12 protein-coding genes are annotated in these 15,815 nt (G+C 58.9%); 7 read left to right on the forward strand and 5 right to left on the reverse strand.

Annotated elements, in window-relative coordinates:
- The first annotated feature begins 331 nt into the window (after positions 1–331).
- Together JNB91_RS21135 and JNB91_RS21140 are read left to right on the forward strand one after the other, a co-directional pair.
- A complete protein-coding gene (locus JNB91_RS21135; protein WP_220327450.1) occupies positions 332–592 on the forward strand; it encodes a hypothetical protein in 261 nt (86 codons plus the stop codon).
- Positions 585–740: a hypothetical protein gene (locus JNB91_RS21140; RefSeq protein WP_220327451.1), complete on the forward strand. Its 156-nt coding sequence runs from the start codon at positions 585–587 to the stop codon at positions 738–740. The genes JNB91_RS21135 and JNB91_RS21140 overlap by 8 nt, the downstream gene beginning before the upstream one ends.
- A 44-nt stretch (positions 741–784) precedes the next feature.
- Here the strand turns inward: JNB91_RS21140 and JNB91_RS21145 are convergent, their stop codons facing one another.
- On the reverse strand, positions 785–2,059 hold the full coding sequence (locus tag JNB91_RS21145) for an extensin family protein (RefSeq protein ID WP_220327452.1): 1,275 nt from the start codon (positions 2,057–2,059) through the stop codon (positions 785–787).
- Positions 2,060–2,242: 183 nt separating this feature from the next.
- Entirely contained in the window at positions 2,243–4,057 is a 1,815-nt protein-coding gene (locus JNB91_RS21150; RefSeq protein WP_220327453.1) for a methyl-accepting chemotaxis protein, read from the reverse strand.
- A 244-nt stretch (positions 4,058–4,301) separates the two neighbouring features.
- Between JNB91_RS21150 and JNB91_RS21155 the strand changes: the two genes are divergently transcribed.
- Positions 4,302–4,688, forward strand: coding sequence for an acyl-CoA thioesterase (locus tag JNB91_RS21155; RefSeq protein ID WP_220327454.1), 387 nt, complete (start codon positions 4,302–4,304; stop codon positions 4,686–4,688).
- A gap of 165 nt (positions 4,689–4,853) precedes the next feature.
- Complete coding sequence (locus JNB91_RS21160; RefSeq protein ID WP_346269376.1) at positions 4,854–5,717, forward strand: aminoglycoside phosphotransferase family protein; 864 nt, start codon at positions 4,854–4,856, stop codon at positions 5,715–5,717.
- 75 nt (positions 5,718–5,792) lie between these two features.
- Here JNB91_RS21160 and JNB91_RS21165 read toward each other — a convergent pair whose 3' ends face one another.
- Positions 5,793–6,992, reverse strand: coding sequence for a DUF1501 domain-containing protein (locus JNB91_RS21165; RefSeq protein ID WP_220327456.1), 1,200 nt, complete (start codon positions 6,990–6,992; stop codon positions 5,793–5,795).
- Between the two features lie 4 nt (positions 6,993–6,996).
- Complete coding sequence (locus JNB91_RS21170) at positions 6,997–8,472, reverse strand: DUF1800 domain-containing protein (RefSeq protein ID WP_220327457.1); 1,476 nt, start codon at positions 8,470–8,472, stop codon at positions 6,997–6,999.
- Between the two features lie 412 nt (positions 8,473–8,884).
- Between JNB91_RS21170 and JNB91_RS21175 the strand changes: the two genes are divergently transcribed.
- The 3 genes from JNB91_RS21175 (at position 8,885) to JNB91_RS21185 (ending at position 15,623) form a co-directional block, all read left to right on the forward strand.
- A complete protein-coding gene (locus JNB91_RS21175) occupies positions 8,885–10,819 on the forward strand; it encodes a putative bifunctional diguanylate cyclase/phosphodiesterase (RefSeq protein WP_220327458.1) in 1,935 nt (644 codons plus the stop codon).
- A gap of 101 nt (positions 10,820–10,920) precedes the next feature.
- Positions 10,921–13,956, forward strand: coding sequence for an excinuclease ABC subunit UvrB (gene uvrB, locus JNB91_RS21180; RefSeq protein ID WP_220327459.1), 3,036 nt, complete (start codon positions 10,921–10,923; stop codon positions 13,954–13,956).
- Between the two features lie 500 nt (positions 13,957–14,456).
- Positions 14,457–15,623, forward strand: coding sequence for a helix-turn-helix domain-containing protein (locus JNB91_RS21185; protein WP_220327460.1), 1,167 nt, complete (start codon positions 14,457–14,459; stop codon positions 15,621–15,623).
- Here JNB91_RS21185 and JNB91_RS21190 read toward each other — a convergent pair.
- Positions 15,624–15,815 (reverse strand): hypothetical protein (locus JNB91_RS21190; RefSeq protein ID WP_220327461.1); only part of this gene is annotated, 192 nt, incomplete at its 5' end.

Below are 15,815 nucleotides of genomic sequence, written 5' to 3' on the forward strand. Positions count from 1 at the left end.
TCAGGCAAGCTGCGGGACAGCGACCACCGTCTACTCGTCGCGGACGTCAGATTTTGCGATCAACGGCAGGGCAACGGCACTGCATACCCTCAAATCTTGAAATCATATGGTCTCTGTCCTGTCTCGCGACGAAGTGATAGGGTTGGCGGCGCGTACCGTTTTTCTCTCCTGATCTCAGTGATTTCGAAAATGCTCACCCAAACGGGTGGCGACCGCAAGAGCGGGCAGTGCTGAGATACCCCTCGAATACTGGGGGATTAGGACGTCAGAAGAGACGTCAGGCGACCATTTAGAAAACGGCAAGATCTGCGAGGCTAGCATTCCAGGGAGTATGAGCTACGGCGCTTCCGATCGCCTTGGCGTGCTCGTTGAGGATGAAATTCGCTTTGCGATGAACCAGATACCGTTTTTTGACGTATTCAACCGTGGTTACATTGCTTTATATGCGGCACCAGAATACCGGACCGTATATTTTCTCAATTCGTTTCTGCAGCCGAAAGTCGACCATCATGCCGAATTCCGCCAAGAAAACCATATTGCCGAAGGAAACCTCCGCCGCCCCGAAGACGGAGATGGAGACGGAAATGGATGATTGCGACTTCGCATCTCTCGATGAGCTTGCCTCATTCATGGTCGATGCCCTGACAATTCCCGTGCCGACGGATTTTCGCAAACCGAAAGACCCCGCCGCCGATATCGAGCAAGAGCCCGTCCGACACCCCACGAAGCGGCTCAACTGAACCGAACCTGGATCCGCCTACTCTTCTCGTCGAACAGGATGCCGTCAGTTGCAATACTGGCGGCCACCTTTTCGCGAGCGCAGGTCGAAGTGAAAATGGTTCCAGTGTTCGGCATTGCTGCCGGGACCAAGAACGGTGGAAAAATACTTGCAGCTGTCGCCGCGTACGGATTTGAGCAAGCCGCCCTCACGGAAGGAGAACAGGCCCTTCTTGCGCACATCGATGGCATGGCCGTTCTTCAGCGTGATCCGGCCTATATCGATCGCGTTGCCGCGGGCATGCTCCGACATCGGATTGTAACGCTGGCGGCTGTTGTTCATCTTGCGGCAAGAATAACCGCCCATCGGCTGGATCTGGCGAATGCCGGTGAGATAGCGGGTGCGGGCCGAAATCGCCAGATCGTTCTTCACCCATTTGGCAAAGGCGAGCGTCACCTGGCAGTTCAGCGTCACCGCCGGCCTTACATCGATGCCACCGGAAAGACCTGCAAGCTTGACCGGATAATCGATACCGCAGCTGGGCCCTTGCGAGATACGCGGCAGATCCTTGAACTCGACGCCGAGGCGACGCAGTTCGCTGCGGCAGGACACTTCAGACTGGGGCATGACGGTGCGCTGCCAGGGTCGGTCCGCTTCGCTCATCGGCGCATCGCTGGTCGTGGGATTGTTCGGCCGCAGCATCGCCACTTCCTGGCTTTGCACAGGTGCGCGGCGCGGCGCAACGACGGGGGAATTGTCTGTCCAGGTCATCGGGGCCGCCGCCCCCTGCCCACCAATACCCGCACCCGACCGCTTCGGCGGCACGATCACACGGTCATCGATCGGCTGACGATGTGCATTGAGCGCCACCGGATTGTCCGTGCCGATGCCGCCGACCACCGGCTGATCGCCAACACCCTCGGCAATATCTCCGTCCTGCTCTTCGGCAAGACCAACGACATCGCTTTCGTCAGGCGCGAAACCGAATTCCTCATCCATATTGACGCCATCGGCCGGGATCGTTGCCGGCGCGCCATTCGGCGCGCGCAGGTAATGACCGCCGTCACCGATTTGAGCGGGGACTTGAGCCGAAGATTGAACAGGAGGTGCAGCTAGGTATCCGCCACCAGCCTGAGAAACGGGTGCCGAGGCCATGGAATAGGGCTGTTGCGAAACGGGATGGGAAATCGGCGCGGGCGGCGCAGAACGCGAAATGGACCCGACCTGCGTGCCATTGTCTATCGATGCCGGCGGCACGAGGCTCTCGGCCGAACATGCGACAAGCATGGTCGAAACCAGAAGCGAGCCGATCACTCGCGTCGATAGGGAAGCATACGCCATACCAGTTGCCTCTCGCTCGATGCCGAAATGACACAGGAAACGATTTTAGGCAGGTTGGGTAAATGAAACATTGATGAAGCGTGGCTGTTTCCGGGCCATTTCGAAGCGCCTTCGCCGTACAACGGGAAAGGGCCGGACGCTTCCACGGTCCAGCCCTTGATAATTCAGCGGTTTTCTGCGCAGTCAGGCCGCCCGGGACAGGTCGCGAGCGCGTGCAGTGCCAAGCCGGAAAGCGCCCAGCAATTGCTGCAGATGCAGGCTCTGGTCGGCGAGTGTCTGGCTGGCAGCCGTCGTCTCTTCCACCATGGCGGCATTCTGCTGGGTCATCTGATCCATGTGATTGACCGAGGAATTGATCTCGGCCAGCCCGCTCGCCTGTTCCTGCGATGTGGTGGCGATCGTCTCCACATGAGCATTGACCTTCTCGACAAGGCTCGCGATCTCGACCAGCGCCTCACCGGTCGAGCGCACCAGCGTCACGCCGCTCTCGACCTCCTGCACCGAATTGGAAATCAGCACCTTGATCTCCTTGGCGGCGCCCGCGGACCGTTGCGCCAGTTCGCGCACTTCCTGGGCCACGACAGCAAAGCCCCTGCCCGCCTCGCCGGCACGCGCTGCCTCGACGCCGGCATTCAGCGCCAGAAGGTTGGTCTGGAAGGCGATCTCGTCGATGACGGATATGATCTGGCTGATCTGCCCGGACGACCCTTCGATACGCCCCATGGCATCGATCGCGTTGCGAACGATCTCACCGGAACGGCTGGCGCTGAGTTTTGTCTCGCTGACCATCTGACGGGCTTCCCCGGCACGCTGCGAAGCGATGCGTACGGTGGTGGTGATCTGATCGAGCGCCGCCGCCGTCTCTTCCAGCGCCGCCGCCTGCTGTTCGGTCCGCTTCGCCAGATTACCGGTCGCGCCGGAAATATCCGAGGCGCTATCGCGCACGATCATGCCCGTTTCCGAGATCGCCATGATCGCGGCGTTCAGCGCACCGACGGCATCGTTGAAATCCCGCCCGATCTTGGCGTAATCCTCACCGATATCACCGAGCGACACGGAAAGATCGCCGGCGGCCAGACTTTCCAGTGCCTGCCCCAGTTCATGCATGGCATGGGACTGCCGGTCGGCCGCGCTCGAGATCGCTCTTTCGCTCGCCGAACGCTCGGCTGCGATGGCACGCTGCTGATCCGCCTCGCGGGCCTGCAATGCAGCACGCTCCTCGACATTGTCGCGCAGCACGACCAGCGCCCGCGCCATTTCACCAATCTCGTTCTTCTCGCCGGTGCAGGGAACCGCAACGCCGATCGCCCCGCCCGCAATCGACTGCAGCACCTGCTGCACGCGCGACAGAGGCCCGGTCACGCTTTTGACCACAAGCCAAGCCCCGCCGATCAACAGAAGCGCGCCGACCGCGAAGATCATGGCGAAATCGGTCGCATCCTTTTGGAACATCGCCTTCAGGTCATCGACATAAACGCCGGTGCCAACAACCCAGCCCCAGGGCGCAAAACCCGCCACATGCGAGAATTTCTCGACCGGTTCGCTGGCGCCGGGCTTGGGCCAGTAGTAATCAACGAAACCCTTGCCGTTCGCCTTCACCACCTGAACGAATTCGACGAACAGGAATTTTCCGTTCGGATCCTTGTTCTGTGAAAGATCCGAGCCGTTCATCTCCGGCTTCACCGCATGCATGACCATTTTAGGATGCATGTCGTTGATCCAGAAATAACCGGAACCGTTATCGTAACGCATGGCGGCGACCACACCCTTCGCCTGCGCCTGCGCCTCATCACGAGACAGGGCGCCGGATGCCTCCAGCGCCTGATATTTTGCAAGCACGGCAAGCGCCGTGTCATTCATCTGCGCAAGCCCTGCCTTCCGCTCCCGTTCGGAAGAGGCATAGCTTTCGAAAAGACTGAAGGTCAGTGCGCCAGCCAGAATGACCAGTGACAGTGCGACGAGACAATAAAGACGCCAGGAAATGGCAAGACGTTGCATGATACCTCCCCCGATATTTGCAAATCTCATTAAATGATAACGATCGGAAGTTACCGGGCCGTGAAGAACTTGGCTTCGGTCAAACGGCCAAGTCGAACCCGGATTTCATCTTGGAATATTCTCCATCTCCAAGTCATGACGAGCGCTCATGGTCGCCATGACCAAAAGAAACTGGCAATCGCCAGAAACAAGGCTAGTGTCCGCCTCCCGACAGATACGATCAATTGAAAAGGATGTTTCAGGAATGAGCGAAGCCGCAAAACCGACCGGTGAACTAACCCTTCGAACGCTCGCGATGCCGAGCGACGCCAATCCGGCCGGCGATATTTTCGGCGGCTGGGTCATGGCCCAAATGGACCTTGCCAGCGGCATCCGCGCGGCAGAACGCGCCCGTGGCCGTGTCGTCACCGCAGCGGTCAAGGAAATGGCTTTTCAGCTACCGGTCAAGATCGGCGATACGCTAGCCATCTACACGGAAATCACCCGCGTCGGCACGACATCGATCACCCTCAATGTCGAAGCCTGGGCCCACCGCGCCCGCCATCAGGCACAGGAAAAGGTCACCGCCGCAACCTTCGTCATGGTCGCGCTCGATGAAGACGGCAAGCCAAAGGCAGTACCGGCGGAATGATGGCGCTCTGTCGATAGAAAATCAGTCTTCAAGGACGTCCACACTGGGGACCTCCTTGAAGGCTGGCTGCATTTGCCGGGAACCATTTCGTCGCAAAAATATGGAACGTAGTTTTTTTGAGGACGGCGGATGCACAGCGATCAGATAAGTATCAAGACCACGCATGTGAGAGACTTGATCGCCGACCAATTTCCTCAGTTTCGAGGCGAGGAGATCTTTGCGCTCGACACAGCAGGCACGGTGAATGCGATCTTCCGCATCGGCGCCGGACATGCCGCACGCTTTCCCCTGCGCAGAATTAACCCCGTCGAATGTACCCGTTTGCTGGAGACGGAAGCCAGGGCCAGTGCGGAATTTAACCAGCTCTCCCCATTTTCCAGCCCAAGGCCGCTCGGTTTGGGGCGGCCAAGTTCCGGTTATCCGCTGCCATGGCTTGTTCAGACCTGGATTGAGGGAACAACGGCTACTCCGGCCAGCCTCTGCAATTCACCGACCTTCGCTCTCGATCTTACCCGGCTGATCACCACACTTCGCAGGGCAGATCTCAAAGGACGAAGATTTGACGGTCGCAGCCGGGGCGGAAATTTGCCCGATCACGATAGCTGGATGGACGAGTGCTTTTCGAAAAGCCAAGACCTTCTTGATGTCGACCGCTTGCGCCTCATGTGGAAAAGCTTTCGCGAGCTACCCTCTGCGAAGCGTGAAACGATGAGCCACAAGGATCTCATTCCGGCAAATCTCCTGGTTCAAGGCGAGCAGCTTGTCGGAGTGCTGGATACCGGCGGTTTTGGCCCCGCCGATCCGTCACTCGATCTCGTGGCCGGATGGCATCTTCTCGATCGGGATAACCGAGCAATTTTCCGGCAATCCCTCCACGCAGATGACCTCGAATGGCGCCGGGGCGCAGCCTGGGCATTCCAGCAGGCGATGGGTCTGGTCTGGTACTACAAGGAAACGAACCCCGTCATGAGTGAACTTGGCCGCAGTACGATTACTCGCCTCATCGAAGACTACCCAGAGCAGCCTTGATGCACAGCGGCAGCGGTCGCTCATGACCATATTAGCCTGAAACGCACGCGACCGTCGTCACCGGCTGCCGCACGCTCACCCCTTCAGAAACACCGAGCCCTCATCAAACCCCAGCCCCGGAAATACCCGGCTGGTCAGGCTGCTCGGCTTGATGTCGAATTGACGGTAGAGCATCGCGGCGGCGACCTCGCGAACATCGCCGGTCGGCATCAAGTCGCGGTCGTCGAGCAATTTCCCCTCGCCAAGACCCGGCCACGTGCCGAGCACCTTGCCGCCGGCCACGCCGCCGCCGGCAAGCACGGCAAGGCCGCCCGTGCCGTGGTCGGTGCCATTGGTGCCATTCTGTCGGGCGGTGCGGCCGAATTCGGTCATCGCCAGAACTACGGTCTTGTTCCAGGCCTCGTCGCCGAGGGCTTCCTTCAATGTGGTGATTGCAGTCGCCAGATCACCCGCCGCCTTTTTGAACTGGCCTGCCTGCCCGACATGGGTATCCCAGCCGTTGATCGAGAAACTTGCGACCCGATATTGCTCGCGCAACATGCCCCCGGCAAGTCTTGCCATGTCGGCGATGCCGGAACCGCGCTTTGCGTCCGCATAAAGAAGGTCGGCCGCCTTGTCGGTTGTCCTGGCCTCGTCAAAGGCCTTGGCGAAAAGCGGATCATGGGAATAAAGCCGGTCGAGAAAGGCGATCTCGTCGTCGGCCAGCGAAAAGTCGCTCTGGCTCGACCAGCTGTCCACCTGGTTCGGTCCGGTCAGGATCAGTTCCATCGATGTATTGATATCGATCGCCTTGCGGGCGTCAGAACGGGGAATGACGGCCAGGGCCCGGTTCAGCCAGCCGCTTTTCTGGCTCTTGTCGGCGCCGCCGGTCTCGAGAATATCCTGCCCGTCGAAATGGCTCCGCTGGTCGCGATAAGGTGTCGAAACAGCATGAACGAAGGAGAGATGTCCCGCCTTCCAAAGGGGCATCAGAGCGGACGCGGCCGGGTTGAGGCCGAAAACCCCGTCAAGGTCGAGAAGTCCCGTATCCGGCGTCAGCGCCAGCTTGGGCCGCAGCGCCGCAAAGGCCGGGTCTCCATAGGGCTGCACGAGATCAAGCCCGTCCATCGCGCCGCGCAGGATGATGGTGACGAAACGATTGTCTCCGGGCATGGCCGCGAATGTGACCGGCGTCAGCACGGGGGCTGCCGCCGCACAGCAGGCTCCGGCGAGAAAACCCCGACGGGAGAAGCGGAAATTGGAACTCTTGTTCCGGGCGCTCTCGTTCTGGCTCATCGACCTATCTCCTGTTGAATTCCGGCGACGACAAAACCATGGTGATGCCATGCAGCCTGCTCGGCGCCTGCGCGATGACCCGTGCGGTTTCAGGCGAAGCGGCATCGCCGAGAGCGGCGTGAAGAAAATCGGCCGGTTCCAGTCTCTGCCCCAGTATCTTTGCAACCCTTCGCGACCAGTCGATCCGTTCGCTTAGCTGGGCAGGCGTCAGCCATGCGGCAGTCGTATCGGGAACACCTGCCGGGCTTGGCGGCTGCCAGATCGGCTGCCCCATTTTCTGCAGCGCGCCGAGCGTAAGAGCATTAGCCTCGTTTGCGCGCCTGCGACGCTGTTCTGCGGACTTCGCAGTCCCTGCCATCTGCATGGCTTTTCCGACCGGACCGACATCATCGTCATCCGCCTCCATGTCGGCCAGAAGTGCTGCCATGTTGGTATCGGGCAGATTGAGAGCGCGAAAACCGGATACGACGAATTCGAACGGCTGCTTGATCTTCTGGCCCGGATTTTCCCAGGCCAGCGGATGATCGAGCATGGCTCGATAAACGTCACCAAGATTTCCGTCGCTTTCCTTCCAGGCCGCAATCATGACGTCGGTGATCTCGGCAGGCGGACTGTCGCTGATAAAATGGGCTGCAAGCTTGCGGCAGATATGTGCGGCAGTGCGAGGATCGGCCGCAAGATCCTCCAGCATGCGCATGTGATCCTGACTGCCAGCCTCGTCGTCCTGATATTCGCGCCCGAGAAGCGTGATCGTTCCACCCTGCGCCCGGCGCGGACGATAGACCATCTGCAGCGCCCTGTTGTCGACGGTCAGCCCGGTCAGGATCAGGGCTGCCGCCCGCACATCCTCCTGCGTATAGCCGCTTTCTGCTCCCAGCGTGTGCAGTTCCAGCAATTCGCGCCCGAGATTTTCGTTGAGACCGCGCCCGCTTTCCTGCGCGGCCCGGGAATCGGGCCCGACGCTCTGGTCCTGATCGAGATAGATCAGCATTGCGGGATGCAGAATGGCGGATTTCAGCAGATCGGAGAAAGATCCCGCCATGCGCGGACGGATCGCCTCCGTTTCGTAAAGCGGCACGATCATGCGCATCGGCAGGGATTTCAGCGCACTGGTGGAAAAATGATCCATCCAGAAACTGCCCAGGCGCTCGTAGAAACCGAATGGCGAATGGATCGCCTGCGCTAAGCGCGACATGGCATCTACCCGATAGATTCGCTGCGCCTCGCGCTGCGTCTCCTTGCGGATGTTTTCGTTCGGCTTGCCTTCCTTTGCAGCCTTGGCCTCTGCGGCCCTCAGCGAAATCACCCGCGTGGCGGTTTCGCGCCGACCCACGAGCCCTTCTCGCGGAAAGCGGTCCTTGGCGGCAATGCCTTTTGCGAGCTGGTTCATCAGCCCATCGGCATCGGACGGGCTGTCCTGCCCGGGCCTTAGACCATATCCATAGCGGATCGCCGCAAGCGTGGGCCTTGCAAGAGCCATGCGCTACTCCTTGTTCAATCTTTGAAACGTCACCGACAAGTGGGGCGGAAACGGTGACAGAATGTGTCAATTTCGAGAGATGGACGATTTGTAATCCAACCGCCGATCAACGTTCAGGTTCCGTAAGTTCCAGCCCCTTGACGTCGATCGCTTCCATCTCAACACAATGGTTTCGCTGGCTCATCTCACAGTTTCGGCATCAGGCCCGCAGGCTGTGATGTGCAGACCGGCTTCTTACGGCAAGATCGGCGAAGAGCAGAACTTGGCGCCTTAATCGTGCCAGCCCATACCATCGGAAAGACTTTATTATTAGCTTACCCTTATGTTACATTCTCAGCCCATGAATGTGACGACCTAGTGAATGCTGCAGGATTCGACAAGTCAGATAAACGCCCCGCGACTTGAACTCGCGGTGAGGCGAGCGCAAGCCGCAGCCACACTTGAGCGCCTGCCCACGACGCTTACGGTGAATGCGTTCGTGTCGTTCTCCGCTCTTTTGATGAGCGCCATCAATCGCGGTTTCACCATGCTTGCCATCATCTGGTTTGCTGCCGCGTTAATCACGGTTGTCGGTCGTTTTGCCGTCGGAACCGCGATAAAACGCCGTCGTCTGGACGAATTGAAACCGAATCTGTGCCTTCGCCTTATGACACTAGGCGCTTTGGTGAGCGGCATTGCCTGGGCTGCCCTGCCCTTCATGCTGTCCGATTTCGATGCGCTGGGTATCGATGGCGGCATCTATATCCTGATGTGCGGCATGGCCACTGGTGCCGTGCTTTTGGGAACCGGCCATGCGGTGACCGCGCTTGCCTTTGCCTTTCCCGTCCATATCTCGGTCGTTGCGACGCTGCTGATGAGTGAAGCGGCCGGCGGCAATCTGCTGGCGCTCAACGTGCTGGCGCTGACTTTCGTGCTCTACAAAAGCAGCACGAAGGGCCAGGCGATCGTCATAGGCAATATCGAGGCGCAGGTGAAGGCGACAGCGCTGGCGCAATCGCTCAGCCGGGCCAATGCCAGCATTCTGAGCGCCAACGAGAGCCTGGAAGTGCTCGCCAACAGGGATCCGTTGACTGGGGTTGCCAACCGGGCCGCCTTCAATGTCGCGCTTGAGCGGGGTATCACGAATGCCCGCACGCAGGGCGAGCAACTGGCGCTGCTGATTCTCGATCTCGACCGGTTCAAGACGATCAACGACACGTTCGGTCATTCGGCCGGGGACGAACTGCTTCTGGAAGCAAGCCACAGGCTGCGTGAAGCCGCCGGAGAACGCGGCTTCATCGCAAGGCTGGGCGGCGACGAATTCGCCGTCGTCATTGGCGGCGCAACCGCTGCCGCCGAGGCGCGGCAGCTTGCCAGCCGCATCCTCGAGCGCGGCCGCGAGCCCTTCATCATTCGCGGACGGCCGGTCGTTTCCGGCGTGTCGGTCGGTTTCGGCATCTGGCCGGAACATGCGGAAAGCGCCGCCGACCTGTTCGTCTCAGCCGACATGGCGCTCTATCGGGCCAAGGACGAGGGCCGCGGCCAGTGGCGGGAATTCGACCCGTCGCTGAAGGCCCGCGCCGACCGCCAGCGGCGCATCGAGCAGGATCTGGCCGGGGCGATCACGTCCGGCGCGCTGACCGTCGTCTTCCAGCCGCAGGTCGAGCTTGCGCAGAACAGCGTCATCGGCTTCGAAACGCTGGTGCGCTGGACGCATCCAGCGCTCGGCGCCGTGCCACCGCCGGAAATCGTCGCGGCGGCGCATGCGGCCAATCTCTCCGAAGCCCTCACCGCCAGCATCGCCACCGGCGCCTGTCGGCTGCTGACAACCCTGCCCTCGCTCGGCCTGCCGGAAGCGACCGTGTCGATCAACATCTCGCCGCGCGAATTCGAACTCTACTCGGTGGCGGAAACACTCGACCGTATCACCCAAGCGCATGGCATCGATCCAGCCCTGTTCGAGATCGAGATCACCGAAGAGGCGATTCTCGACACGCTGGTGGCCGGCGAGCAGCTGAAACATATCGAGCGCTCCGGCTACAAGCTCGCCGTCGACGATTTTGGTGCAGGCCACTCGTCACTGGCCTACCTCGTCACGCTGAAGGTCGACCGGCTGAAACTCGACCGCCGCTTCGTCGCCGGCATCGAGACCAGTTTCCAGAACCAGGAAATCGTCGGCGCCATGGCAGGCCTGGGTAAGGCCCTGTCGATGGACATCATCGCCGAGGGTGTGGAGACGGCAGAAGAAGCCGCCACGCTGCGCGGTCTCGGCTGTCCCGCCGCACAGGGCTATTTCCTCGGCCGCCCGATGCCGGTCGACGCCATCGCCGGCTGGCTGCTGACGAGGCTGCTGACGCCGGCGGCCTGATTAGCCTCCAACTCCACGGCCACGCAAAATCGTTTCCCTTTTGTACTCATTTTCCCGCCGCCCCTCTTCACTTCCGCGATGATTCTCTCCATATTCGCGGCATGGCCAGATCCCCGAAAAAATCCACGCCCGAAACCCGCGAAGATCATTCCGGTTTCGGTGAAGCTCCCCAGTCGTCTTTCGAAGGCGCGCCGCTGGAAGGCAGCGTGTCCGACTGGGTGAAGCAGCTAGAGGCCGAAGCCGAAGCATCGGGCGTCGAGACCCAGCGCGAGATCGCCTCCAAGGCAGGCAAACACCGCAAGAAGATCGAGATCGCCGCGCGCGAGGAAGCCATCAAGCAGGCTGCGAAAGAATCCGCCAAGGCGAAGCCGAAGACTACCCAGAAAACCGCAAAGAACACCACCGCCTCGAAAACCGCGCGTGGCGTCTCCATCGGTGCATCCTCCGATCCGAAAACCCGCGCCGCCGCCGGCCTCAATCCGGTTGCCGGCCTCGATATCTCGCTGGAAGACGCAGAATCCCTCGCCCCCGGTGCCGTCACCGCCACGGTCGATGCCCTGTCGAAACTGATCGAATCGGGCAATCCGCTGTTCAAGGACGGCAAGCTCTGGACACCGCACCGGCCGCAGCGCCCGGAAAAATCAGAGGGCGGCGTTTCGATCCGCATGGCGTCGGAATACAAGCCAGCCGGCGACCAGCCGACGGCGATCGCCGATCTCGTCGAGGGCATCAACAATAACGAACGCTCCCAGGTCCTGCTCGGCGTCACCGGCTCGGGTAAAACCTTCACCATGGCCAAGGTGATCGAGGAGACCCAGCGCCCCGCCGTCATCCTCGCGCCCAACAAGACGCTGGCGGCGCAGCTCTATTCCGAGTTCAAGAACTTTTTTCCGGACAACGCGGTCGAATATTTCGTCTCCTATTACGACTATTACCAGCCGGAAGCCTATGTGCCGCGCTCCGACACGTTCATCGAAAAGGAATCGTCGATCAACGAACAGATCGACCGCATGCGCCACTCCGCCACCCGCTCGCTCCTGGAGCGCGACGACTGCATCATCGTCGCCTCGGTCTCCTGCATCTACGGTATCGGTTCGGTCGAAACCTACACCGCCATGACCTTCCAGATGGAAGTCGGCGACCGTCTCGACCAGCGCCAGCTTCTCGCCGACCTCGTCGCCCAGCAATACAAACGCCAGGACATCAATTTCATCCGTGGCTCGTTCCGTGTCAGAGGCGACACGATCGAAATCTTCCCCGCCCACCTTGAAGATGCCGCATGGCGCATCTCCATGTTCGGCGACGAGATCGACTCGATCACCGAATTCGACCCGCTCACCGGCCAGAAGACCGGCGACCTCAAGAGCGTAAAAATCTACGCCAACTCGCACTATGTCACCCCGCGCCCCACCCTCAACGGCGCCATCAAATCCATCAAGGAAGAGCTGAAGATCCGCCTCGCCGAGCTGGAAAAGGGCGGCCGCCTGCTGGAAGCGCAGCGGCTGGAACAGCGCACCCGCTACGATATCGAAATGCTCGAAGCCACCGGCTCCTGCGCCGGCATCGAGAACTATTCGCGTTATCTCACCGGCCGTAATCCCGGCGAACCGCCACCGACCCTGTTCGAATATATCCCCGACAACGCCCTTCTGTTCATCGACGAAAGCCACGTCTCCGTCAGCCAGATCGGCGGCATGTATCGCGGCGACTTTCGCCGCAAGGCGACGCTCGCCGAATACGGTTTTCGCCTGCCCTCCTGCATGGACAACCGCCCGCTGCGTTTCGAGGAATGGGACGCCATGCGCCCGCTCACGGTCGCCGTCTCGGCCACGCCCGGCAATTGGGAAATGGAACAGTCCGGCGGCGTCTTTGCCGAACAGGTCATCCGCCCCACGGGCCTGATCGATCCGCCGGTGGAAGTGCGGTCCGCCCGCTCCCAGGTCGACGACGTGCTCGGCGAAATCCGGGAAACCGCGCAAAAAGGCTACCGCACGCTCTGCACGGTCCTCACCAAGCGCATGGCCGAAGACCTCACCGAATACCTGCACGAACAGGGTGTTCGCGTCCGCTACATGCACAGTGACATCGACACGCTGGAACGCATCGAGATCATCCGCGACCTGCGCCTCGGCGCCTTTGACGTGCTGGTTGGCATCAACCTCTTGCGCGAAGGCCTCGACATCCCGGAATGCGGCTTCGTCGCCATTCTCGATGCCGACAAGGAAGGTTTTCTCCGGTCGGAGACATCGCTCATCCAGACCATCGGCCGTGCGGCGCGTAACGTCGACGGCAAGGTCATTCTCTATGCCGACAACATCACCGGCTCGATGCAGCGCGCCATGGACGAAACCGCCCGCCGCCGCGAAAAGCAGATGGCCTACAATACCGAACACGGCATCACGCCGGAATCGGTAAAGGCAAAAATTTCCGACATTCTCGACTCGGTCTACGAACGCGACCACGTCCGCGCCGACATTTCCGGCGCATCCGGCAAGGGTTTTGCCGACGGCGGCCATCTGGTTGGCAACAACCTGCAGGCCCATCTCAACGCGCTGGAAAAATCCATGCGCGACGCCGCCGCCGACCTCGACTTCGAAAAAGCCGCCCGCCTGCGCGACGAAATCAAACGCCTCAAGGCCGCCGAACTGGCGACCATGGACGACCCGATCGCACGGGACGAGGCGAAGAGCCAGGAAGGTGGAAACCGTAAAGGTGGAACGAGCGCTCGCCGCGAGTCGATCTCCCCACCTGTGGGGGAGATGTCCGGCAGGACAGAGGGGGGCACCTCACCCTCCGAGTCCGCATCGATACCCCCCTCTGCCCCTATCGGGGCATCTCCCCCACAAGGAGGGAGATCACAGGAGAGCGCCTCCCTGTTCCGCCGCAACACGCTCGACGAAATGACCGTCGGCCGCACGGAAAAGCCGACCACAGGAAAAATCCCGGAAAAACCAGTCACCGAACCCAGCAAACGCTTCTCGCCGCTGATGGAAGGCCAACCCGAACGCGCCGATAGCACCAAGGACGATCCCCGCCCAGTCGTCCGTGGCAAGATCGGCGCCGGCAGTTACGAGGATGCCGGAGAGCAGAAGCGCAAGGGACGGACGAAGGGGAAGACCGGGCGGCCGGGGCGGTAAAAACACCACCCTACCTACTGGCTCATTAGTAGGCCGAAAACTAAAGACTGTAGTAATACAGTTGCCTAGCGAGGATCGGGCGCGTCGCATCAAACCAAAGAACAAAGAAAGCGACTGAGAATAAGACCGGCAATGAAACAAATGCCACTAAGCTTGCTGTGACTGGAAGACTCACGCATACCGTTGGTTGAAACAACGACCAAACGAGCAAACAATATGCGACTAAGGCCGAAAGTGACGAAAACCCAATCAACCAACCCGATGCGGCTTCAAGATGAGAGTTTTTTCGCTGAAAAGCAGTAAGATATACTGCCAGATCTCTCAGAGACGTTCGTTCTAAATTTCTCTCCAAATCAGTCAGCAGAACGTTCGTTCCGGCAATAATCTTCAAACTTCGTTCATTGAGAATCTGAACTACTACGGGAAATATAAATCCGACCCCGACCGCAGTACCTAATACGGACTGCAAGGCGGACAACTCTAGAGCGTCACAATTCATAATGACCTTTTATCCGGACAGCTTAACGAACATAATTGAAGCCCGCGGTTTAAACATCGAGGCTGTGGCAAGCGCCACCGGGATCAGCCATAACACACTGCGTAAGTCAGTAGAAAGCGGCCATACTCCCACGAAAAATCAAGTTTTCAAGCTCTCGCATACTCTTGCTGTACCCGCATACGCTTTTTTCATGGAAGGCTTCAAGATCAGCGATCCCTCCATCACTGACTTCCGCAGCAGCACTCCCAAGCCAATGAAATTTGGAAGAAATAGCAATCATTTTGTAAGAGTATTTGAACTCAGGAACTTCTTGGCAGAGTTATTTATCCGCTTAGATTTAGATCCACCTCAAACACTAATCGCGGAACAGCTAGACGAAAATCCTGAGCAATTTGCTGCAGCAATAGGCAGGATATTAGGAATAGATTCCATCAGAGCCGAAAGTAAAACAAAAAAGGATTTCTACAGATCCTTCCGAGATTCAGTGGAAAATCTTGGAGTATTTACAGTTCAGGACCATTATTTCTCTGACGAGATAGACGGATTTGCACTATATCATGACAATTTCTCATCAAACCTAATATATATAAATTCATCAAAAAGAAATCACGGCGTAAAATCATTCACTCTCGCGCATGAACTTGCGCACATACTCGGGAAAAGGTCCGCCATATCCGACAACTACCAGAGAGACAATGATGTCGAACGATTTTGCAACGTATTCGCCGCCTCACTTTTACTTCCGCGAGACAAACTTTACGCAATGGTTGAAAAAAGAAAACTGACCTTTGGCGACTACGACAGCGCAATAAATGCCGCAGAGGCCATATCTCAGGAATTCAAGACAAGCATAAGCGCATCTCTCGTTCGAACGGCGGAGTTGGGCTTATCTAAATGGGAATATTATCAAACCTTTGCAAAAGGATTTGGAAGCGCAAATTTCCTAGACGCCATCAAACCGCGAGGCGGCGGAGGTAGCGATGAAGGTCCCGAGCCGGGGATCGTGGATCTCGCGTTTTTGGGCAGGCGAGCAGTCTCGATCATCACTAAGGGCATTCAACAAAAAGTCACGACTGAGTACGAAATATTTAAGAGGACCGGACTTTCCAAGAAAAGAATAGAAGGTCTCATTCACATATCAAACAAAGAAAATCTGGCGGCACAGTGATTAAATGACATCCATCCTGGAAACATTTGTAGCAAACGAAGTATATATCAGCGTTGATGCGATGGTGACCTTGCCCCGTTGAAATAATCCATTTTGAAGTAAGCTCTGGCCCATCGAAAGGACCAGAGAATGAAGCGCACACGTTTCACGGACGAACAGATCATTGGCATTCTGAGGGAGCACGAGGCTGGC

Origin of the sequence: Aliirhizobium wenxiniae (assembly GCF_019511445.1) — a bacterium.
In the GTDB taxonomy this organism is placed as follows: domain Bacteria; phylum Pseudomonadota; class Alphaproteobacteria; order Rhizobiales; family Rhizobiaceae; genus Neorhizobium; species Neorhizobium wenxiniae_A.